The sequence below is a fragment of the Caballeronia telluris genome (assembly GCF_001544495.1).
Lineage (GTDB): Bacteria > Pseudomonadota > Gammaproteobacteria > Burkholderiales > Burkholderiaceae > Caballeronia > Caballeronia telluris.
The window spans coordinates 306170-329242 of sequence record NZ_FCNZ02000005.1; the positions used below are offsets into that span (position 1 = coordinate 306170).

15 protein-coding genes and 2 pseudogenes are annotated in these 23073 nt (G+C 60.7%); 12 read left to right on the forward strand and 5 right to left on the reverse strand.

Going from position 1 to position 23073, the window contains the following annotated elements; genetic code table 11:
* Positions 1–107: 107 nt before the first annotated feature.
* The 3 genes from AWB66_RS09290 (at position 108) to AWB66_RS09300 (ending at position 2844) form a co-directional block, all read left to right on the forward strand.
* Positions 108–305, forward strand: coding sequence for a hypothetical protein (locus AWB66_RS09290; RefSeq protein ID WP_087629985.1), 198 nt, complete (start codon positions 108–110; stop codon positions 303–305).
* A gap of 57 nt (positions 306–362) precedes the next feature.
* A complete protein-coding gene (locus AWB66_RS09295; RefSeq protein WP_087629986.1) occupies positions 363–1478 on the forward strand; it encodes a glycosyltransferase family 4 protein in 1116 nt (371 codons plus the stop codon).
* A gap of 163 nt (positions 1479–1641) precedes the next feature.
* Positions 1642–2844 (forward strand): glycosyltransferase family 4 protein, encoded by a 1203-nt coding sequence (locus tag AWB66_RS09300; protein WP_087629987.1) that lies wholly within the window; start codon positions 1642–1644, stop codon positions 2842–2844.
* A gap of 122 nt (positions 2845–2966) precedes the next feature.
* Here the strand turns inward: AWB66_RS09300 and AWB66_RS09305 are convergent, their stop codons facing one another.
* The gene (locus tag AWB66_RS09305; RefSeq protein WP_087629988.1) at positions 2967–4220 is read right to left on the reverse strand and encodes a flippase; all 1254 of its coding nucleotides are present in this window, start codon (positions 4218–4220) and stop codon (positions 2967–2969) included.
* Between the two features lie 849 nt (positions 4221–5069).
* Between AWB66_RS09305 and AWB66_RS33660 the strand changes: the two genes are divergently transcribed.
* Complete coding sequence (locus AWB66_RS33660; protein WP_200818955.1) at positions 5070–6572, forward strand: tyrosinase family protein; 1503 nt, start codon at positions 5070–5072, stop codon at positions 6570–6572.
* 482 nt (positions 6573–7054) lie between these two features.
* On the forward strand, positions 7055–8257 hold the full coding sequence (locus tag AWB66_RS09315; RefSeq protein WP_235021055.1) for a hypothetical protein: 1203 nt from the start codon (positions 7055–7057) through the stop codon (positions 8255–8257).
* A gap of 224 nt (positions 8258–8481) precedes the next feature.
* Here the strand turns inward: AWB66_RS09315 and AWB66_RS09320 are convergent, their stop codons facing one another.
* On the reverse strand, positions 8482–9630 hold the full coding sequence (locus AWB66_RS09320; protein ID WP_087629990.1) for an acyltransferase family protein: 1149 nt from the start codon (positions 9628–9630) through the stop codon (positions 8482–8484).
* Positions 9631–10474: 844 nt separating this feature from the next.
* Entirely contained in the window at positions 10475–10732 is a 258-nt protein-coding gene (locus tag AWB66_RS34325) for a hypothetical protein (RefSeq protein ID WP_235021056.1), read from the reverse strand.
* Here AWB66_RS34325 and AWB66_RS09325 point away from each other — a divergent pair, their 5' ends adjacent.
* From AWB66_RS09325 to AWB66_RS09340, 4 genes are all read left to right on the forward strand, one after another.
* Entirely contained in the window at positions 10733–11629 is an 897-nt protein-coding gene (locus tag AWB66_RS09325; RefSeq protein ID WP_235021057.1) for a glycosyl hydrolase, read from the forward strand. It begins immediately after the preceding gene.
* Positions 11630–12250: 621 nt separating this feature from the next.
* A complete protein-coding gene (locus AWB66_RS09330; protein ID WP_087629992.1) occupies positions 12251–14542 on the forward strand; it encodes a polysaccharide biosynthesis tyrosine autokinase in 2292 nt (763 codons plus the stop codon).
* Between the two features lie 218 nt (positions 14543–14760).
* A complete protein-coding gene (locus AWB66_RS09335; RefSeq protein WP_087629993.1) occupies positions 14761–16410 on the forward strand; it encodes a cellulase family glycosylhydrolase in 1650 nt (549 codons plus the stop codon).
* A 178-nt stretch (positions 16411–16588) separates the two neighbouring features.
* Positions 16589–16978, forward strand: coding sequence for a hypothetical protein (locus tag AWB66_RS09340; protein ID WP_125469694.1), 390 nt, complete (start codon positions 16589–16591; stop codon positions 16976–16978).
* 83 nt (positions 16979–17061) lie between these two features.
* On the opposite strand, the pseudogene AWB66_RS09345 reads toward AWB66_RS09340, so the two are convergent.
* Both AWB66_RS09345 and oxc read right to left on the reverse strand, forming a co-directional pair.
* A pseudogene (locus AWB66_RS09345) lies at positions 17062–18705 on the reverse strand (alkaline phosphatase family protein).
* 245 nt (positions 18706–18950) lie between these two features.
* Positions 18951–20690 carry an oxalyl-CoA decarboxylase gene (gene oxc, locus AWB66_RS09350; RefSeq protein WP_087629995.1) on the reverse strand — a complete coding sequence of 580 codons (1740 nt, stop codon included), beginning with the start codon at positions 20688–20690 and terminating at the stop codon, positions 18951–18953.
* A 225-nt stretch (positions 20691–20915) separates the two neighbouring features.
* Between oxc and frc the strand changes: the two genes are divergently transcribed.
* From frc to AWB66_RS32895, 3 genes and pseudogenes are all read left to right on the forward strand, one after another.
* Positions 20916–22166: a formyl-CoA transferase gene (gene frc / locus AWB66_RS09355; protein ID WP_087629996.1), complete on the forward strand. Its 1251-nt coding sequence runs from the start codon at positions 20916–20918 to the stop codon at positions 22164–22166.
* Between the two features lie 80 nt (positions 22167–22246).
* Positions 22247–22696, forward strand: a complete 450-nt coding sequence (locus tag AWB66_RS09360) for a PAS domain S-box protein (RefSeq protein ID WP_087629997.1) — start codon at positions 22247–22249, stop codon at positions 22694–22696.
* 231 nt (positions 22697–22927) lie between these two features.
* Positions 22928–23073, forward strand: a pseudogene (locus tag AWB66_RS32895) (oxalate/formate MFS antiporter); the annotation flags it as partial.

The window sequence follows — 23073 nt, forward strand, 5'->3', positions numbered from 1 at the left end:
AACTTACCAGTGGGGTACAGGTTTGTACCTATCGCTTATTGAACTTGTTCACGAAGACGCGCGTACCCGGTCAGAGTCTTCCTGACAACGATTTTGGAGAACCACGGATGAAAGAGCCGCAGCTAGCAATAGATCGTATTCGCAAGTCCATCAATACCGCGGACGCGCTGAACATGCGCTCGTCTGCCGTACTGGTCGCGGATTTGCACGTATTGCTCGACATCGTCGACAGCATTCACCTCGACGCAGGCGTGGCGCGCGACGATTCATACGTCATCGACGAGCCGGCAGTACGCGAAGAATAAGCAAGCATTGCCGCGGCCTCGCCGGAAGACTGGCGGGCCGCCTTACCTGAGGACGTCATGGGGTTTGCAATCAACGGCAAGTTTGCTTCACAACGCATCACCGGCGTCCAGCGAGTCGCCTACGAGTTGACGCGCGCAGTGCAGGCGCGCGCGCACTCGCCGGACGAACTCGAAGTCGTCGTACCGCACAATGCGGCTGATCTGGGTCTCGCGACACGGCAAGTGCGCATCGGCTCGGGCCTCAAGGGCAATCTGTGGGAGCAGATCTCGTTGCCGATCGCGACCGCACGCGATACGCTGATCAGCCTTTGCAACACCGGTCCGCTTCTCAAGCGCAGCCAGGTCGTCATGGTTCACGATATGGCAGTCTACGACGTTCCGCATGCATTCTCGAAGAAGTTTCTGTTCTGGTATCGCAGCAAATTTTCGATCCTGCGGCGTCAAAGCCGGCTCATCCTGACGGTTTCGAACTTCTCGAAGGCGCGCATTTGCCATCATCTGAAGATGGATCCGTCGAGCGTCGAGGTCATCCGTCCCGGCGCCGACCATCTCGATCGTATCGTCGCCGATCATTCGATCATCGGCCGTCTTGCGCTCACAAGAGACGCCTATTGCGTGATCGTCGGCAGTCTCGATCCGCGCAAGAATCTTCAACGCGTGCTCGACGCGATTCGGCAGCTCGGGCATATTCCGAACATCAAGTTCGTCATCGCGGGCGGCGCGAACGCACGCGTCTTTGCGGCGCAAGGTACGACGCCGCAAGCCGTGGATGACCGCGTGATCTGGGCAGGGTTCGTCTCCGATGCGGAACTCAAGGCGCTCTACACCGACGCCGCGTGTCTTGTCTTCCCCTCGCTTTACGAGGGATGCGGCTTGCCGCCGCTGGAAGCGATGTACTGCGGATGCCCCGTGATCGTCTCGACGGCTGCGTCTTTGCCCGAGGTGTGCGGCGACGCAGCGATGTATTGCGACCCCGAGTCAGTCGAGGACATCGCCGCAAAGATCACGCTGATGACGACCCGGCCCGACTTGCGCGAGCATCATCGCAAGACGGGCTTGCAGCACGTGAGGCAGTATCGTTGGGACCACGCAGCAACGAGGCTTGCGCAGGTCCTGTACGGCGAACGCCACGGCGGCGCGCCCTATCTGGAGGTGCAGTCGACGACCGAGTAGACTATAGGCAGCGCCCGCTCCGATCAATTGCCCGCGAACATCGTGGCTCGCGTCCACTCTGGGCGTCGCAATTGCATCGCCTCATTCCATTGCCCTCGGAGTGCGCCCGTCGCAGAACGGCGCGAGGGCTCCTGGATCGAAGAACTCAAACCAAACGGACGCCGTGAAAATACTCATCGCAAACACGTTGTACCACCCCGATTCGGTGGGCGGGGCTGAGGTATCGACACGCATCCTGGCCGAGGGGCTCGCCCAGGCGGGCATGGAAGTCTGCGTCGTGTGCGCGACCGGCACGGGTGCAGATCGTCTTAGCGAACTCAATGGCGTCAAGGTCTACCACCTGCGATCCGTCAATCTTTACTGGCCGCATCAACCGAAGAACCATTCGCGCGTAGCGAAGCTCATGTGGCACGCAATCGACCTGCACAACGTCGTCATGGCGCGCAAGTTGAGGGCGATCATCGCGCGCGAGAAGCCGGACGTCATCAACACAAGCAACCTGTCTTGCCTTTCCATCGACATCTGGCGCGTGGCGCGCAACGCCGGCGTGCCGATCGTGCACACCGCGCGTGACTACTACCTGATGTGCCCGGGTTCGACGATGTTCTCGCACGAGAAGGCGTGCAAGCGTCAGTGCGGCGTCTGCGCCTTCTACGCGGGACCGAAGAAGGCTGCTTCAGCGCGCGTCGACGTCGCGGTGGGCGTAAGCCAGTTCGTTTTGCAAAAGCACCTCGACAACGGCTTCTTTGCGGGCGCATCGCGCACCGCGGTCATCAACAACTGCTACGTGCCGCTCGGTGATGCACCGCCCGCGCAGCGCGCGCGGCGCTATGGCGGCGGGCCGGTGCGTCTGGGACTGCTCGGGCGCGTTTCGCCGGAGAAAGGTCTGGAAATCGTCCTCGATCAATTGCTCGGCGACAACACGATCGACTGGACGCTCGCGATAGGCGGCACGGGCGATCGCGAGTACATGGAGAGCTTACAGAACAAATATCGCGACCCGCGCGTCGAATTCCTAGGGCGTGTAAAAGCCGCAGAGTTCCTCAATGCCATCGACATCCTCCTCGTACCTTCGATCTGGAACGAGCCGTTCGGCCGCGTGACGGTCGAAGCCTATTCGCACGGCGTTCCGGTGGTGGGTGCAAACACCGGCGGTATTCCCGAAGTCATCGAGCCGGATTCGCATCTCATCTTCGACATCGAAAAGCCGCATACCGTCATCGAAAAGATCCGCGATGCGATCGAACTCTTGAAGTGCTCCTCGGTGCATGACCGGCTGCTCAACCACGCGAAGAGCTTTAGCCCCGCAACGATGGTCGACGCGTATATCGACGTGTATCAGAGTGCGATGAAGAAAGCGATGTGAACCGGCAGCGGTCACGAGAAACGCAAAATGCCCCGGAAAAACCGGGGCATTTCGTTTTCTGGTCGACGATCAGATTCGCGTGACCGCTCTCGAACCGGCCGCACGCGCGCCTTCGCCTGGACTCACTCGGCAACCCTGCGCTTGAGGAATGGCACGCCCTGAAGATACAGCGTCATCGCCATCGCTACCGCGACACATGTTTGAACGACGAGCACCGTGGCGGCGGCGCCCTGCTCTGCAAAGAGCTTCGAGAGCACAGCGAGCAAGATGAAATTCAGCGTCGCCGAGGCGATCAGCACGCGGCTGAAATGCGCCTTCATCCCGAGCGGAAGCATGGTCTGTACGCCGAATACGTCCGCGATACCTGACATGAAGGGCACGAACGCCATCCAGCGCAACACCTCGACGGTGGGAAGGAACTGCGGGCCATAGAGGATATTCACGGCGATCGGCGCGCCCGCGAAGATGGTGAGCGAGATGATCGCGACGACCGTACCCTGAAATGCCAACATCTTTCGCAGGAAAGCGAACGCGTCCTCGCGCGAGTGGTGCATGAGGTAGCTGATCCTCGGATAGGCGGCCGTCTTCAGCGGGCTCATCATGCCCAGGGCCGCGCGGATCAGCTTGTCGCCGGCGGCGAAATAGCCGGCCGCGACGTTGCCCGAAATGAGCGCGAGCAACACGATATTCGTCGATGCGTAGAAGTCGGTGATCGCAGTCGCCATAAAAACGCTTGAACCATCCTTCAGCGCTTTTATGATGGAACGCAGGGACGTCGGCACGAAGTCGAGTTCGCGGCGAAAGTACAAGTGAGTGATGATCGCAAGGCCCGACAACAACGGGACGAACGCATTCACACCCATCGCCCAGTAGATGTCGTCGCGCTCACGCACGAGAAGATACATCGCAGGGATGCTCAGCACGCGACTGGTGAACACGATCAAGCTGATGATCCGGAGATCCTCGACGCCCTGGAAGTACCATGTTGGAATCAGCATCGCGCCGACCGCCATACCGAAGCCGAGCATCAGCAGGTCGCGCTCGGCGGCAAGACGGGGAAAGACAAACGTCAGCGCCGTGAGCAACACGAAACCGCCCACGGTGATAAGACCCTGCGCCAGAAAGGTTTCCCAGAAAACGCGGGAACGCTCAGGGCGGTTGCTGCGGTTGATCGAAATCTGCGGGGTCGCGGTCAGACCGAATCCGTAGTTCGTCAGCACGATGAAGTATTGAACGAAGGCCATCGCGAACGCCAGGCGTCCATAGCCTTCCGGAGAGAGCACGCGTGTCAGCAGCGGAAGCGTGATCAGGGGGACCGCGTAGGTCGATACCTGCAGCATCATCAAGACCGCAAAGTTCTTCTTGAATGACGCCATAAACAGATGATCCTCGCTTGGAGCAGTGGCCTGGGTATCGCGAAACGCCTGAAGTGCTCGACGAAACGAACCGCAAAATGGAGGAACGATTTCAGGCGGCAAAAACCGCCTCGAACCGCTCTCCAGCAGGAAAAGGTACCGCGCACCTGCACCGCAGGCGCATCGGAGAACAGAGAGTGTATGACGTGCCGATGTACATCACCCTGAACATGAGCCGCGCACAATTGCCCCGATCGCGAGCTTTCTTGCAGACAAAATCGCGGGGCGCTTGAAGCGCTATTATTCTGAAGACAAATTAAATAAATTGCGAAGAGTACTCAGTGCGGTGCGCCACTTATAGATGAATAGGAGCGGTTCGCAGACGTGGACAAAAGCTCCCCGCCGCCCGGCCGTCATAAACTGGGGCCGAAACAAGGATGTTGGACTATTTCATTTTACCGGCACGTCATTGATGGCCGCGATGGCCGCTCGCCTTGAGCGCTGCCCGTCATATCGGCCAGTGTGGCCGCGAATAGCGATGAAAAGAGATTCGCTGATGAGCCACGTTCCGTTACCATTTAATAAGCAGAGCATATCCTGCTTTTGCGTGCGAAAGCGCACGATGAAAATAACAGTGGTTGAAGTAGATTCAACTTGTCAACCGACGGGCGCAGTCACGTTCCACGATTTGCGTACCGTTCAATATACGACGCTGCGCAGCAGCGCAATCGTTAAACATCCGGCCGGGTGCGAACTCGCCACCCGAGCAATGGCCTGGACTATCTGAGCGGCCTTCAAGATCGGTCTGTATCTCAACGGCGCTCACATACAGATTTCAATCATTAGTACATCTATATAATGGGGAAATTCATGACTTATCCGAAAATCAACCGGCGAGCTTTTCTGGGGGGCGCTGCTACGGCAATTTCCTGGGCCTCGTTTCCGTATATGGCGGCGGCCGCCACTCCGGTCGTTCGCCTCGAATGGCAGCAGTTCAAATCGACGACGCACTACGAGGCGTTTTATAGAGCGGTAGCCACGATGCTGGCCAACCCCAATGCGAACGATCCGAATTCATGGCAATACTGGACGAATGTGCATGTCAACTACTGTCCGCACAAGCAGCCGTATTTCCTGGCCTGGCACCGGGGTTATCTCTACTATCTCGAGCGGCAGATCAGGCTCGTATCAGGCGACAAAACATTCACGCTTCCGTACTGGGACTGGTTCGCAAACCCCAACATACCGAGCGAGTTCACCGATAGCGCAACCGGCAACCCGCTCTATTGCCCGCGGCTGAATACGAATGTCTACAGCGCACTCGATCTGTCGCCTTTCGCTGCCACCACGGTGAATTTTCAACGCGGCACCGCAAATTCTTTCGAAGAGAAGTTCGAGACCGCTCCGCATAATCCGGTGCACAACATCATCGGCATCTCGATGGCGACGATGCAGTCGCCGCGCGATCCGATCTTCTATCTGCATCACGCCAACATCGACAGGCTGTGGCACGCATGGTCGCTTCCGGACGGAAGGACGATGCCCGTTCCGAGCGATCCGTATTGGGCCGGAACGTTCACCTACGCCAATGGCCTGACCATCAACAAGGAACAAACGTATTCGAACCGCAGTCGGCTCGGCTATGACTACGCGAATACCACGAGGCCGACGGCGTTGCCGCGCCAAGCGGAAGCGGGTCGCATCATCCGCGTCCAGGCGCAGATTTCGCCGATCCGCACACGCCCGGCGATCAGGTCCTTTGCCGCCACACCCGCACGCACAATCGCGGCCGGCCAGCGTTCGATTGGCGGTGTCAAAGGCCTCGCACTGGCACAAGAGTCGGTGAGCGCTCGCGTGACGGGAGAAGCAAATTCGGTCAAGCCGCTGCAGGACATGCTGTCGGCAACCGCCCAGAGCTTCGACGCGGCGGCGCAGGGGTCGGCGGCGGCATCTGCACTGGCGCAGAAGAGCACGAGTCAATACAAGTCCATCAAGATCGTATTCGACGACATCGCGATAACGCGTGCCGGCGCTTCCGGCGGCTACTTCTATAACGTCTACTTGAATCTGCCCGAAGGCATCGACATCGATTCCGCACGCTCGAGGTATTTCATCGGGACGTTCGGGGCCTTCGAACTCGCCGGCGCGGCGCATCACGGAATGATGATGCTTGAGTTTCCGGCGACGGCGGCGCTTCTGAGAGCGGGTGTCGGAAACGCGCGCGAGTATGTCGTTTCGCTCGTTCGCGTGGACGGTCCGAACGCGCCGAAGGGGCAGGTGCTGTCGATTGGCGAAGTCCGCGTCGAACTGTCGACTGAAACGCCGTACATCGTTTCACCGGCCGGTACCCGCAAGCCGGGCGACGCCTACTAAAGCGAAAGGAAGTCCGGCTTTTGCCGGACTTCCTTTTTGTTTCCCGCGCCCGACGATGGCCGCCCACGGTAAGCCGTAATACAAATAAAATAACGCTATGCACGCGGCGCTAGCGCTTCCGCTCGATCTATTCTCGTGTGCGCTAGTCAACATACCGTAGCTATCCGATGTTGAAATCTATATGTTCCAGCACTCTTTGGCGCGACCCCGGTTGCGCTAAAGTACGCTGCGTCACGTGCGCCGGGATTCGATCCTCTGTCGAGTAGCTTCGACCGCTTCCCGTGCAAGACAACCCACTTTTACCGATCGCGAGAAAGGGGAATTTGCCTTTTATGCATTGCTTTTTGTTGGGCGACGATCTGCGTAGCGGGCGCCCACCACCGCCAGCCTCACGTCGTCCATAAGGACCGCGTCTTAACGACCGCTCAGCACGCGCGCCTGGCGATCCGCGATAATCAGTGCATTCCAAGATGGAGCAATCAATGTATCCGAGGATAGTCTCCGCACTGTTCTACATGTTCTTCACCTGCGTGATCTTCAATCCCGAGGTGAACGGCTTCACGATCTACTTCTATCTGTTCATTCCGTTCCTCGATCCGGGATTCTCGCGGTTCCTCGCGTCCACGGTCCGTCGCTGGAGCGTGCCGCTGCTCGTTGCCGTCCTCCTTAGTCTGACGGGATCGCCGAGCGTGGCGGTGCGCGTCATTTCGCTCGCGATCTGTATCGGCTACATCCTCTATACGATGGGTCGTCGCATCAACTATCTGCATCACTGGATGGCGATCAACGTCGGATTCGCCCTGGTGCAATTCACGCTGTATTACGTGGACAAGGGCCTCGCGTGGCAACTCGGGCCGACGCAGCTCGCCAAGACGATCTGGGGCCCGTACGCGACCAAGACATTCACCAACTTCTTCGAGATCTTCTACTTCGCTCGCGTGTCGGGCTTCTCGAGAGAAGCGGGCTTCTTCTCGTCGCTGCTGCTGAGTTCGCTGGTCCTCTATTTGTTCACCGAAAAGGTGAACAAGAAGATGGTCTTCGTCTACTTCTTCGGCCTCTTCATCGGGTTCTCGAAGTCGTCGATGTTGCTGTTCATCTTCGCGGCCCTGTATCCGTTCCGTCACAAGTTGCGGGCGGTTCATCCGCTCGTGATCCTGGTGGCATTCATAGGGTCGGTGAGCCTCATGTCGATCTATCTGGCGGATCACGGCTTCTTCGGCTCGGAGACGTTCGCCCACCGGTTCGGCGGTTATCCGTTCATGTACGATGCGCGGCTTGAGGATCTACTCTTCGGGATCACGCCGGCGGACGTGCTCGCGCACTACAAGTATTTGCCGTACATCCGTATGGTCGAGCCCGAAGCGCTTGCCGGCGTGCCGTTCGCCGGCCTCCCTGCCAGCGTCGCGGACATGGGACTCTTCAGCGCCCTGCTTCTCTTTGGCGTCGTCGCGTTCACGGCAAGCGACGGATTCGTCATGGCGCTGCTCCTGCTGATCACGTCGACGGTCAGCATTACCAGCGTGACGTCGTTTGTGCCGATCGCGTATGTCGTGCTCTACTGGCCGCGCTTCTGCGCTTATCGCGCTCAACGCATGCAACAGCTTGCAGACGAGCAGCAGACGCCGAAGAATCCGCTGAACCGGTTCCGCCGTGCGGGGCGGCAAGCGGCTTTATCGAGGACCTGAGCAGCTTCCTTCGCAATAGGCGCCCCGCGCTGTAGTCACACACGAGCCCGGTTCTGCCCGCATCGACGATGATGCGAATCGAACCGGGCTTTTCCATTTCCGTTCGACGTTCTGGCGGAGCATACGCGGGTCGCGGCAACCGCGATTCGTCTGCGCAAACGAAAGAGGCGCGCCGTTGGGCGCACCTCGCTTAACAACCGTTAGTCAGGGCAAGCCGCCTGCAATCAGCGGCGACCGTTTTTATCGGGCGCCGGCTCGCCGATATAAACGCCAGCGGGCGCGGCCGTCGCCGCGCGGCGACTCGACGTCAATGCATGTCCAAGCCGGATGCAAGGCGCCTCGACCAGACGGAAGCTGAGCCACGACAATGCGATCGCAAACACGGCACTGATCGCCATATAGAGACCAAGCGGGCCGCCATCCCAGCCCCATCGCTGACAGGCCCAGTAAAGCACATAGACCGGCACGCCGTGCAGCAGGTAAAGCGAATAGCTGATCTCGCCCATCCACGCAAAGAATCGCAGGTGGATCTTCCAGACCGTCGCCAGCAGCGCGAAGACCGCCAATCCAATGAGGTAGCTCACTGAATTGATGACGTGCTCGGGATCGTGCTGGATGATCGCGACCGCAAAGGTCAGCACCGAGATGCTGGCAACCACACCGGTGACAGCGATGAACGCCTTTCGGTACGACCAGTCGAGCTTGCATCCTCGTACACCCGGCAGGCTGAACACCACGCGCGCGTCGGGATTGTCATAGACCTGCCGGAAGCAGGCGCCCCAAAACATGATCGACAAGTGATACAGCATGCCCTTGTACTGACCGAGCGCGCTGGCCGGAACCATCTTCAGCGCGGACGTGATAACGAACGCGGCACCAAGCGAGACGCAAACGACGCACAGGTCCCGCATCCGCTGCAGCCCGCCCTGCCAGAACAGCACGAGACACAGTACATAGAACACCAGTTCAGTTTCGAGCGTCCAGTAATGCCCCATCATCTCCGGATGACCGAGTGCGTCGGGCAGCATCGTCGCATTCGCGAGCCACATGGCCGCTTCTGTCGGCTTGTCGAAGAGAAAACGGTAAGCGAGATACCCCAACGGGATCGACACCCAGAACGCCGGATACAACCGGAAGAACCGCCTGATGACGAACCGGCGCGTGCCGGCGGCAAGCGGCCCATACAGACTCTTGGGAATCAGCAAGCCGCTCAGCGCAAAGAACACGACGACGCCGATGCGCCCGAAGTTTGCGTAATACGGCAGCTTGTGCAGCCATTCTCCCGAGCCTGCGATGCGGGAGAAGACTTCGGCGTAATGCATCCACATCACGAACAAGACCGCGACGGCCCGGATCGCATCGATGTGGGACATACGGTTAGGCAATACGGCGGCTGGTGTCTTCAATGGCTATTCTCCTGGTGCGAAAGACCGTCATCGATTGCGCACCCGCTTCCCAGCGCGAACGGGCCGCTTCCGTCATTCGATGACGCCAAAGGATTCGTTACGAGACTGCCCTCGACGTCGAATTCTCGCCTGCGGCCCGGCTGACATTCACGATCATCTTGCGACGCCATGACTGAGCCGTCGCGCGGACCCTTCTACGACCGCCTACATTTCCGCACCGTTAAGCGCGCGTATGTTCACTAGCGCACACGAGTAAAGATCGGCCAAAAGGACCAGAGGCGGGCTAGAAAAGTTGTCGTGTCCGACGCGCGATCGAGCCAGAGCGCTCATGGCCCGGACGCTCGCAAGCATAACCGTCATCCAGACAACGTGCACTCGCGCGTTGGAATAGCTTCCGACATGCCGCGGTAATCAATGCTTCCGCACGAAACATGCACTGGAAACGAATTCGCTCGCGGTGTCCATCGCTCAGTTAGCGAGACATAAATACCGCATAGGGAAATCCCTGCAAACTCCCTTCGTACCCCTTCGCAATTACCGAAATGACGTCATCGACCGGTCATTTCATCCTACGAATACGCTTACCGTTTATCCATTTTCGAAATAGTCCTACTGTCAGTGCCGGTTTTTGCGTGCTGCACGCGGATGAATTAAGGCCATGCATGCTTAATCTACCAAACATCGGAAAAATTTTTATTTCATACGATAGTAGTAAAGAACAATTTCCCTAAAGCCGGAACTGTTACATCGAGTTACAGGCTTCAGCCAAAAGGTACGACTATACTCAGCGCCCATAGAAACCCGTAATTACTTACCCATGTCGACCAAGCAAAACCATCAAGATCAGCAACAATTTCCTGAAATCGAATCGCAGGCCGCACTGAAGTTTCCTCGTCGGAAATTCCTGTCGGCAATGGCGGCTGGGGCCGGTAGCGTTGCCCTGTCCGCTTGCGGCGGCGGCGGCGCAGAAAGCGACCTCGCCGACGCGACCGCCAAGAGCGCCGAAATAGAAGCGACGGCGAAAGCGGCAACGACCGGTCAGAAGCTGTTCTATGGCATTAATGGTCACATGGCGTACAACTCCGGCATCTACAGCTACGTGACGCAGGCGAATCAAGTCAAGATCCTCAAGGATCTGGGCGCCACGGTTTATCGCGCCGACGTCGCAAGCGGCGGCATGGCGCAAGTCCTGGCAACGGCACTCAACGGCGCGTTCAAGGGCAGCGGCATCATCATCCTGCCGGTGCTGAACCCGCGCTCCGCCGGCTATGACGTCAAGAGTTCGGAATCGGCGGCGTACACGCTCGGCTACAACCTCGCGGTGAACTGCACGCGGCCGCTCAAAGGCCTCGTTAAGTACATCGAATGCGGCAACGAACTCGACGTCGCGCTGAAAATCGGCGGCGACGGCAGCGCGACTACCGACTGGAATGCGTCCTATTGGCCGTCGTTCCGTGGCGTGATCCGCGGAATGATCGACGGCGTGAAGGCGATCGACTCGTCGATTCAGGTTGGCGTGAACGTCGGCATCCCGATGGCGTATCGCGCGCTCCAGATGCTCTGGAACGGCATCTCGCCGAATGGCACGGCGGCCGGTCGCGGCGGCGCGGCGCTCGTGCGCTGGGACTTCACGACGTACCACTGGTACAAGAGCTCGTACAACATCCAGCGCGCCGGCCGCACGGCTTCCGTCGACGTTCTGCAGATCCTCAAGGACTCGTTCGGCAAGCCGATCTGGCTGACGGAATTCGGCTGGTCGGGCTCGCAGGACACGAATGCATCGGCGGCGGCGTATGTGACGAGCGCGATGACGCAGTACAAGTCGGTCAAGGACAAGTACAACATCCAGTGCGTCATGCTTTACGCAGTCATCGACGACAATTACGGTCTGGTGAAGACCGATGGCGTCACGAAGACCGCAGCTTACGACGCATTCAAGAATTTCACCCGAGCGAATCCGGTCTGATCAGCGATCAGCGACCGCCGTGCGCCGGCAGCGATTGCCGGCGCACGGTCAATTCGACTTGCATTACTCGCAAAATTTACTACGCTGCTTGGAGCCGCCTAAACGAAGCGCGGTTTTTGCACGAGCGCACGACGTGGCGCTTTTAGCGATCTTCTTGCCGTCCCGGGCACGCGCCAAACGATTGCGCATCAAATCGAATGCGTTTCAGATCAAGGCACAAGCGGGCCTCAAACGTAAGACAAATAAAAAATCGAATAAAAACGATCGAGGCACTAGCACTTCCGCCGGTTTTTTACTCGTGTGCGGTAGTGAACATACGCTGTCTTGTCGAATCCGGAAGGTACGGATTGCCCAGGCAGTGCCGACACCGCTTCTCCTGTCGCCCAGACTTCGCGCTTTGGCGCGCTGCTCTGATCCGTGCAGGAAAATTGCTTTCAAGGCACTGCGCAATCCGACGAAAACAGATTTGCGTCGCTAGCAGGCGGCGTCCGATCCGTACCGTTGTCGATGTCGAAGGCCGCGCCACAGCCCACCAGCCTGGCGCGTTACGGCTTGGTGACACCGGCAGCGGCATGCGGACATGCCGCGTACCGATTCTCGAATGAATGAGGAAAGCGTCAGATGAATACACCTGCTCTAGGTTTTGATCCCGGTCGCACGCGCAACAGCGACGACGGGTTTTCCGCAGCGGAACTGTGGAGGCTCATCGTCGACAACGTTGGGCTCGTGATTCTGATCATCGTGCTGGTGACCGGCTCCGCGACTCTTTACGCGTATCTCGCCACGCCGAGCTTCTCGGCGGACGCGCTCGTCAAAGTCGACTACCCGAACCCGAACGTGCTCGGCGTCAATTCGCAGACGCAGCAGCAGATGGTCCCGTCCACGCTGCCCACCGACGCCGAAATCCAGATCATCCAGAGCCGGACCGTGCTCTTGCCGGTCATCAAGAAGTACAAGCAGGACATTCTCGTCACGCCGCATCAGGTGCCGTTCTTTGGACGCGTCTCGTCGCTGTTCGCGACGCAAGGCGATCCGATGCCGGCCATCTTCGGGCTGAAGTCGTTTGCGTGGGGCGGCGAGGATGTCGCGATCGACTCGCTTCAGGTACCGGGACGCCTGCAGAACAAGGAACTGACGCTGCGCGTCCTGCCGGGCAACGCCTACCAGTTGATGGACCATGACGGCAATGCGCTGCTGCACGGCACGGTCGGCCAGGTCGCGAGCGCGGACGGCATCTCGATCCTCGTCAGCCATCTGGCGGCACGCCCCGACACCGAATTCGCCGTGACTCGCTTTAGCGAATACAAGGCCGTCGAGCGCTTCCTGAAGAAGCTTAAGGTGCAGGAGTCGGCGAAGGACTCGGGCGTCGTCCAGATCCTCTACGAAAACGACGATCCCAAGCTCGCGCAACTGATCACCAACGCGATCGCGCAAACCTACATTGCCGCTCACATCGACCAGCATCGTCAGGAAGCGAGCGTCACGCGCGACTTCATCATCGGCGAACTGCCCCGTCTCGAATCCGAGCTGAAGCGTGCCGAGTCCGAACTCAGCAAGTACCGCACGGATGCAAGCTCGATGACGCCCGGCACCGAAGCAGCGTCGTATCTTCAAGGCAGCCTCGATCTCGAGAAGCAGATTGCGGCGCTCAAGATGCAGCGTCAGCAGGTCGCGAGCCGCTTCATGCCGTCGAGCCGCGAAGTGCGCACGATCGACGATCAGATCACCACGCTTACCGCGCAGAAGGAAGCGTTCGACAAGCGCTTCAGCGGCTTGCCCGTTTCCGAGCGCAAGTCGGCCGATCTGACGCGCGATGCCAAGGTCGCCGAGGACATCTATGTCGCAATGCGCGAAAAGGCGAGCGAGCTTGCCGTGACGCGCGCAGGCACGATCGGCAACGTGCATGTCATCGATACGGCCGTGTTCCCGACGGAACCGGCGAAGCCCAAGCGCCTCATCGTGATCGCGGCGGGCGGTGCCGCCGGTGTGGTCCTGAGCGTGCTCTTCGTGTTCTTCCGCAACCAGCTTTCGCGCAATGTCGAAAGTCCGCACGTCGTCGAACGCCATCTCAACCTGCCGGTTCTGGGCGCGGTGATGTACAGCAACGAACAGGCGCGTCTGGACCGTTCTGCAACGCCTGCATCGCTCTTGCCCGGCAAGGTGCGAGGCGCCGACGAGCCCGCGCTCGCCAACGGGGCGTCGCACGATGGCAATGGCGCCAATTTCCTGCTCTCGGACGACGGTCCCGACGACATGGCCGTGGAAACGTTGCGAGCCGTGCGCGCTTCGCTGATGATCGACATCGAGCGCGCAAGGAACAACATTCTGGCCGTCGCGGGCGCGACGCCCGGTACGGGCAAGACGTTCGTCGCATCGAACCTCGCGGCACTGCATGCACAGTCGGGCAAGCGCGTGCTTCTGATCGATGGCGATCTGCGCCGCGGCCGCATGGCCTCGATCTTCGGACAGTCGCGCCAGAGCGGTCTCGCCGAAGTGCTCGCCGGCCAGCTCGAAGCGGACGACGCGATCCGCGCATCCGATGTGCCGGGTCTCTCGATCATCACGGCTGGACGCTTCCCGCCGAATCCGTCGAAGTTGCTCTCGACGACTCGCCTGCCGCTGCTGCTCGAATACCTGAGCCCGCAGTACGACCTCATCATCATCGACACGCCTGCTGTCCTCGCGGTCAGCGACGCGAACATGATCGCGAGCAACGCGGGCACCACGGTCGTCGTGGTACGCCCGAGCGCGCAAAGCGAAAGCGAGCTGGAACAGGCGATCAAGCGTCTCGATCTCACTGGCGCACGCATCTCCGGCGTGATCTTCAACGCCGTGCCGAAGCGTCGCAGCGAGAAGCGCACGTACGCCTACGCGAGCGCGTATGCGCCCAACGTCACGCAGCGCGACGCCTGACGTCGACCGCCTCATGTGAAGCGACGGCCCTGCCGAAGCACCACCTTGCAACGCAAGCCGTGGATGCTTCGCGCAGGACCTCGATCGCGAATGGACGAACCGGGCCTCACGCCCCTCCGCTCACGCGGGTCTTCGTCACTTTCGCGGCGCTCGTCCGCACCGGTCGAGCGTTGCCGCTTCAAATCCCCCAAAGCAGCGCCATACACAAGGAAGCCACGATGCCAGCGGTCTTCACCTCGCACGCCCTGTCACGCTCCGGCCGGCTGGCCGGAGTCATCGCGTTCGCCGCGCTAGCCAGCACCGCGCAGTCCGCCTTCGCCGCCGATGCCGCGATGCGCGTGCTGAACGCCCCGGGGTCGCTCATCATGGAGGGTCCCGGCACGAAACGGGTCGACATCCAGGTCGCGCCGCAAGCCGGTGCGGGCACGAACCTCGTCGCGACGCTGTATCGATACGATGAGGACGGCAAGCCGTCGGACACGCCGGTGACGACTTATCAGGCGTCGGCGAGCGGAGGGAAAGCTTCATTCAACGTCGCGATTCCGGCCTACGGGCTTTATCTGCTCGACACGAAACTGCAATCGGCGGGCGGTTCCGGCGCCGAACTGAAGATCAACATGGCGGCGATCACGGCGGGTGGCGCCGGATTCACCGACGCCGGCGTCATTACGCACTTCGGACAGCACAAGGGCAATCCGGCTGTCGTGCTGCCGCTCGTCAAGAAGGCGGGTTTCAACTGGATCCGCGATGAGCTGTACTGGAGCGAAGTCGAAAAGACGGCGGGCAACTTCAGCTTTCCCGCCGACTACACCAACTATGTCACGCAGGCCGCCAAGCTCAACCTCAAGCCGCTGATCATTCTCGATTACAGCAACCGCAAGGCGTATCCGAACCTTCTCAAGGGGCCGCAAGGTTTTCCGGTGAACCAGCAGGAACGCGATCTTTTTGTACGCTATGCGCAAAAGCTCGTCGGCATGTACGGCAAGCAGGTGAAGCACTGGGAAGTCTGGAACGAGCCCGCCTTCGGCAAAGTCACCTACGAAAACTACGCGGCGTTGCTGAAGGATGTCTATCCCGCGATCAAGAAGGTGAGCCCCGACTCGACCGTCATCTCCTGCGGCGGCGGCGGCGCAGGCGGCGGCCCCGGCGGCGACTGCATCGTGGCGCTGATCAAGGCGGGCGTCCTCGACTATCAGGACGGTTTCAGCATCCATCCGTACATGTCGCCGCACGACCCGGACTCCGGCTATCCGGCAAAAGGCGCGCCCGTCAATCCAGTGAACATTCCCAACGTCTGGCCTCATCTTGCGCGCATGATGAATGCAAACCCCAGGGAGGGCCACGGCAAGCTGAAGGTGTGGATCACGGAAATCGGCTGGCCGTCGAGCCCGCAATCGGCCGGCCTCAGCGAGCCTTCGCAAGCGGCGAATATCGCGCGCACCTATTTGCTCTCGCGCCGCTATGATGAAGCAACGGAGGGCGTGTTCTGGTATGACTTCGTCGACGACGGCGTCGATCCGAACAACAAGGAGTCGAACTTCGGGATGCTGCGCGCGGACCTGACGCCGAAGCCCGCTTACGTGGCCGCGTCCGTCGTCATGAAGACGCTCGGCGCGAGAAAGTGGGCGCGCGCGCTGATCGACAGCCGCGACGTGAAGGTCTATCAGTATGGAACGGATAATCCGGTCTACGTCGGCTGGCAAACCGGTTCGAGCGAGAATGCGGCATCGGTGCAGATTCCGCCGGGCAAGTACACGCAGCGGGACTGGCAGGGCGCCACCTCGACCGTCACGGTCCCGAGCGGCGGATTTCAGTGGCAACTCGGCGCGCTGCCGAAGTACCTGACTCCGGCGGGGCAGTCGAATTGAGCGCCTGAGCGTTGAGCGGGCGAGAACGAAAGTAAGGGATGTGATCTAGAATAGACCCTCTTAGCGCTTACTTAACGTTTGTTGAGGGCTCGCCCAAATTTGCTCAACCCGGCAGCGTCGACTCGATGTCGATCGATCCTAGCCCAGAATCGATGGCCCGTTGAGCCGGAGGTATTCGATGACAACTCAGCAAGAAGCTTTGAACAAACGAGATCTGTATCGCACGTTCGCATACGGGCCGATGGAAGGCGTCGTGTTCGTCCTGGCGCCGAGCCGCGATCACGCGTCGCGCAAGATCCGCAATACGCTCGCCATTTTGTACGGCGCGCCGCCGCATGAAGTCGAATTCGACACGCCTGCGTCGTATGACGAACTCGTGAAGGCCGGCATCAGCACGGACGAAGAGTTGCGCATCTTCGAAACGGCGCGCGCCGGAGACAAGGTGGTGAGCTGGGCCATTGCACCGCTCTTCTTGACCAACGACCGTGCGCTGCTCGGCAAATGGGCCGAGCTCTACGCAGGCATGGCGACGCAAGAAGCACGCGATCTCATCCAGCGGGCGCGCTAGGCGCACGCATTCGTTTCGCTCAAACGGCCGACGCAAGCGGCCGCCCGGCCGCCTGCATGGCGCGTCGATCGTCTCCCGCAGACTCAGAAGCCCAGCCCCGGCAGTACCTGCGTGCCCTCCGCCGCAACCGACTGCAACAAGCCCGGATTCACGTTCAATGACTTGAGTATCGTCGGCGCGACCTGCGTCGTACTCACGGTCGTCGCGTTCGTCGCCGCCTTCAGACCGGGATACGCGACGAGCAGGCCCAGGTGGCTGTCGTCGGGCGCGTTGCCTCCGTGTTCCGCGTCCTTCGACTTGCTGCTCGTATAGATCACACCCGGATTCGGCTGCACGATGATGTCAGGCGTGCGGCCCTGCGCGGGATCGCCAAACTTCGCCGTGAGCGCGGCTCCGGAAAGAATCGATGCTTGCGCGCCGTCCGCGCAGATGCCCGTCTTAGTGCAGCCGAGGTTCGCCTGCAGCGTGGCGACCGCGCTCGTCGTTTGCGAAGGATCGCGCAACCAGATCAGCCCGACGTCGTCGCTCTGTTCGAAGCCGGTGCCGACCAACCCCGATCCGTCGTTCAGGCTGCCAGTCTTCGTCGCGGCCTGGCCGTAGTTGCCCTTCGGATCGAGATAATTGTTCGCCTGCAGGAGCGCAGCGAGCGTGTCGCCGTTCTTCACGAGCTTCGTATGATCGGCAGGCGACTGGCCGTGCTTCGAGGTCACGATGAACACCGTCGAAGCGAACAGGTTCTTCGCCTTGAGCTCCGCCACCATCTTGCCGATCGCCCCGTCGACATACGTGATCGCGCCCGCGACCTGCGGGCCCGGCGTGAACTGGGCGTCGGTGTAGCCGCCACCGCTCGCGTTCGTCGCCTTCTGCGCGACGCTCAGCGTCTGAAAGTTGGTACCGAAGACGGTCGGCACGGCGACGCTCTACGCCCCGGTCGAATCCTTGCCGTCGATCTGGTTGACGATCGCCTGCACGTGCAGATTGTCGAAGAGCTCTGTGTGCGTGTACACGTCTGTGTAGTCGGATTGCGTCGCGGGGTCGATCGAGTTGATCTCGGTGCGCGCCAGATCGTCGACGCCCTTGCCCGATGGCCCGTTGACCCAGTCATAGCCCCACGCGTGCTTGTCGGCCCACGCAGTTCGCGCATTCGCCACCTGCTGCTTGACCACTTCGAATACCGTATTCGTCTTGATGTAGTTATGCGGATACACCGGCGTGCAGACGCCGTTCACCTTCGCATTCGGGATCGCCTGGGGGTTGAACGCGCCGCCGCCGTCGAGGTGCGTGAGCGCGCCGCCGTTCATCCCGTCGATACCGGTGGTCTCATCGAACACCACGTTCCAGCCTTGCGCGCCGTTGCATTGCGTGTCGCTCGGAGCGTAGAGCGTGCGGTCGTAGGAGACGTCGTAGAAGAGCCCCGCTGATTTCGGCGAGCCGCCCGTGAGCAGCGCGGCAAGTCCCGGGAACGAATCGGAGAGTCCCGGTGTGAATGCGTTCGTGTAGGTCACGCCGTTGTTCGCGAGCGCCGCGATGTTCGGGCACGTCTTGGCCGCGACACAGTTCGCCAGGTCCTGCTGATGCAATCCGTCGATGCTGACAAGCAGCACGTGCTGCGCGCCGGCTATGGCGTTCGCAGGCGTATCGTTGTGATTCGACCCGCCGCACGCGGCAAGCGTCAGCGCGGCAATCAAACTTAAGGCGGGTGCAGCGTGGGATCGCACGTTCACTATCGGTCTCCAGTATCTTCGACTACGTTGAGTGGTCAAAACTGGGCAACAGTGTGCGTGGTGCGCGAGTCACACGCGTTACGGGAACATTGCGACCGCTTTCCCGGCCGTTACACTCGATTTACGCTAAAGGCCAAGCGTAAGCAGGTGCTGTGAATGGACGCGTAATACCAAAGAAAAAGCCCGCGAGCCGTGAATCTCGCGGGCCATCCGGTCATGTGAGCGCGAGCCTTGGCCCGCGCCGTCAATCACTTCTTCATGGCCGCGCTTTGCGGATTCAGGTTCGTGAGACGTCCGCTTTCCGTGCCGGCGGCTTCGTCGATCACGGCGTTGATGAGCGTCGGCTTGCCCGATGCAATCGCTTCCTTCAGCGCCTTCGTCAGTTCATCCGGCGTCGTCGCGTGGTGGCCGATGCCGCCGAACGCTTCGATCATCTTGTCGTAGCGCGCGTTCTTCACGAACACCGTCGGCGCGACGTCCTTGCCGCCAGTCGGGTTCACGTCGGTGCCGCGATACACGCCGTTGTTGTTGAAGACGATCGTGCAGACCGGCAGGTCATAGCGGCAGATCGTTTCCAGCTCCATGCCGCTGAAGCCGAACGCGCTGTCGCCTTCGATCGCGACCACTTGCTTGCCGCTCGTCACCGCTGCGCCGATCGCGAAGCCCATGCCGATGCCCATGATGCCCCACGTGCCCGAGTCGAAGCGCTTGCGCGGCTGGTACATGTCGATGATGCTGCGCGCGTAGTCCAGCGTGTTCGCGCCTTCGTTCACGACGTTGATGTCCGGATGCTCCTTCAGCACGTCGCGGATCGCGCGCAGGGCGCTGTGGAAATTCATCGGCGACGGATTCTTGTCGAGCGTCGCGGCCATCTTCGCGAGGTTCTTGCTCTTGCGCTCGTTGATCGCGTCGGTCCATTCGGCGGACGGCTTCGGGAAGCTCGCGTCGATGCCGCCCAGAAGCGCTGACACGCACGAACCAATATCGCCGATCACCGGCGCTGCAATCGCGACGTTGCTGTCGATCTCGGTCGGCGAGATGTCGATCTGCACGAACTTCTTCGGAGCGCCCCAGGTCTTGCCCTTGCCATGCGAGAGCAGCCAGTTCAGGCGCGCGCCGATCAGCACGACGACATCCGCTTCCGCCAGCACGAACGAGCGCGCCGCCGAGGCCGACTGCGCATGCGTGTCGGGCAGCAGGCCCTTTGCCATCGACATCGGCAGATACGGAATGCCCGTCTGCTCGACCAGCGCGCGGATCTCGTCGTCGGCCTGCGCGTAGGCTGCGCCCTTGCCGAGCAGGATCAGCGGACGCTTCGCGCCCTTCAGCACGTCGAGTGCGCGCTTGACCGATTCCGGTCCGGGGAACTGCGCCGGCGCCGCATCGATGACGCGGATGAGCGACTGCTGCGCCTTCACCGCGTCGATGGTCTGCGCGAGCAGTTTCGCCGGCAGGTCCAGATACACGCCGCCAGGACGGCCCGACACGGCGGCGCGAATCGCACGCGCCACGCCCACGCCGATGTCCTCTGCATGCAGCACGCGATACGCGGCCTTGGCATAAGGCTTCGCGGCGTTCAGCTGATCCATCTCTTCGTAATCGCCCTGCTGCAAATCGACGATCTCACGCTCGCTCGACCCGCTGATGAGGATCATCGGGAAGCAGTTGGTGGTCGCGTTCGCCAGCGCGGTCAGACCGTTCAGGAAACCCGGCGCCGACACCGTCAGGCATATGCCGGGCTTTTTCGTCATATAGCCGGCGATCGCCGCGGCGTTGCCCGCGTGCTGCTCGTGGCGGAAACCGATGAAGCGCATGCCCTCGGCTTGCGCGAGGCGCGCCAGGTCGGTGATCGGAATGCCGACCAGACCGAAAATCGTGTCGATGTCGTTCAGTTTCAGCGCATCGATGACGAGATGGAACCCGTCCGTTTGCTTCTGCGTGTCTTCCGCCTGCGCGGCCTGCGGGGTGATCTCAAGCACATCTGCCATGACGTCTCCTTGTCGGCGGGTGTTGTTGTCTCGTGGTGATATACAGTATTACAGACACAATATTTATCAAGCTATCACATCCGTCGTATTTGTCGAGTTTCGAGCGCTACGGGAAACCCTAAGCGGGTTAACGTTGATTATTTGAATACGATGTATGGAATATTGTATATCACACGAAGGTTCAGGAAGTCCTCATTCAACCAAAGCTGTCAGGAGACAGAAGCCATGACGAAGCCGCTTGAAGGCATCAAGATCATCGATTTCACGCACGTTCAGGCAGGTCCGGCGTGTACGCAGTTGCTCGCCTGGTTCGGCGCGGACGTGATCAAGGTCGAGCGGCCCGGCGCCGGTGACGTGACGCGTACCCAGTTGCGCGACATTCCCGATGTCGACGCGCTCTACTTCACCATGCTCAACAGCAACAAGAAGTCCCTCACGCTCGACACCAAGAAGCCGGAAGGCAAGGAAGTGCTCAAGAAGCTGATCAAGGAATCGGACGTGCTGGTCGAAAACTTCGGCCCGGGCGCGCTCGACCGGATGGGCTTTTCGTGGGACACGATCCGCGAGCTGAATCCGAAGATGATCGTCGCCTCGGTGAAGGGTTTCAGCGACGGCCATCACTACGACGACCTGAAGGTCTATGAAAACGTGGCGCAATGCGCGGGCGGCGCGGCATCGACGACGGGCTTCTGGGACGGTCCTCCGACCGTCAGCGCCGCTGCGCTCGGCGACAGCAACACCGGCATGCACCTCGCGATCGGCATCCTGACGGCGCTGATGGGCCGCCAGAAGACGGGCAAGGGTCAGAAGGTGGCGGTTTCGATGCAGGACAGCGTGCTGAACCTGTGCCGCGTGAAGCTGCGCGACCAGCAGCGCCTCGACCGCCTCGGTTACCTCGAAGAGTATCCGCAGTATCCGCACGGCACGTTCAGCGACGTCGTACCGCGCGGCGGCAATGCCGGCGGCGGCGGCCAGCCGGGCTGGGTGCTGAAGTGCAAGGGCTGGGAAACGGACCCGAACGCGTACATCTACTTCACGATCCAGGGCCACGCATGGGCGCCGATCTGCCGCGCGCTCGGCAAGCCGGAATGGATCGAAGATCCGGAGTACAACACGCCGAAGGCGCGTCAGCCGCACATCTTCGAAATCTTCAAGACCATCGAAGAGTGGCTGGCCGACAAGACGAAGTTCGAAGCGGTCGACATCCTGCGCAAGTTCGACATCCCCTGCTCGCCGGTGTTAAGCATGAAGGAACTGGCCGCCGACGAATCGCTGCGCGCGAGCGGCACGATCGCGGAAGTGCCGCACAAGGAGCGCGGCACGTACCTGACGGTCGGCAGCCCGATCAAGTTCTCGGACCTGAAGCCGGAAATCACGGGTTCGCCGCTGCTCGGCGAGCACACGGACGAAGTGCTCGCAAGCCTCGGCTACAGCAACGACGAGATCGCGCGTCTGCGCGAGGCACAGGCAGTCTGACGCGGAACTCGCACCGGCCGGCCAGCATGGCGGCCGGTGCGATGCATTGAATCGCAGCATCAGAACATGGCGACCCACATATGACCAGCACCTCACAACATAGCGCCATCGATGTTGGGCAACTGATCGACGCCATCGGCGACGCGATCGTGATCTCCGATGCGGCCGGCGCCATCATCCTGTGGAATCCGGCGGCAGAACGCATGTTCGGGTTCACGCAGGACGAAGCGTTCGGCAAGTCGCTCGACATCATTATCCCGGAACGTCTTCGCGGACGTCACTGGGCCGGTTATGAAAAAACGATGGCGACGGGTCAGACGCGTTACGGCCATGACGTGCTGCGCGTGCCTGCCGTCGACAAGGAAGGCCGTTCGATGTCGATCGCGTTCACCGTCGCGCTGCTGCATGCGCCGGACAACGCGGTATCGGGCATCGTCGCGGTGATTCGCGACGAGACGGAACGCTTCCAGCAAGAGCGCGATTTGCGCAAGCGCATCACGGAACTCGAAGCAAAGGCAAGCGCTTCTTAAGGGCTGCACTGGCCCGGTTTTCTTCAACTCATCCAAACGTCGAGGACCCGCCGCACAGACAGATCACCCGCTCAATTGCATCCAGGGCGCCGATCGAGCGCAACAATGCAACCATCTTGCATGGGACCCGGGCAGAGCGCTAAAGCGCCGATTCGGGTCGATTGCAGCTTGCATGGGACCCGAGTAAGGCGCTAAAGCGCCGACCCGGGTCAATAAAGGAGACGTACAGACATGGCAAACACCTTTACCCCTGACCCCCTGCGAGCGGCCAAAAGCCCGAATCGTTGGGCCCAGCTCGTCATCGGCATCATCTGCATGGGCCTGGTCGCGAATCTGCAATACGCGTGGACGCTCTTCGTCGTGCCGATGGATGCCAA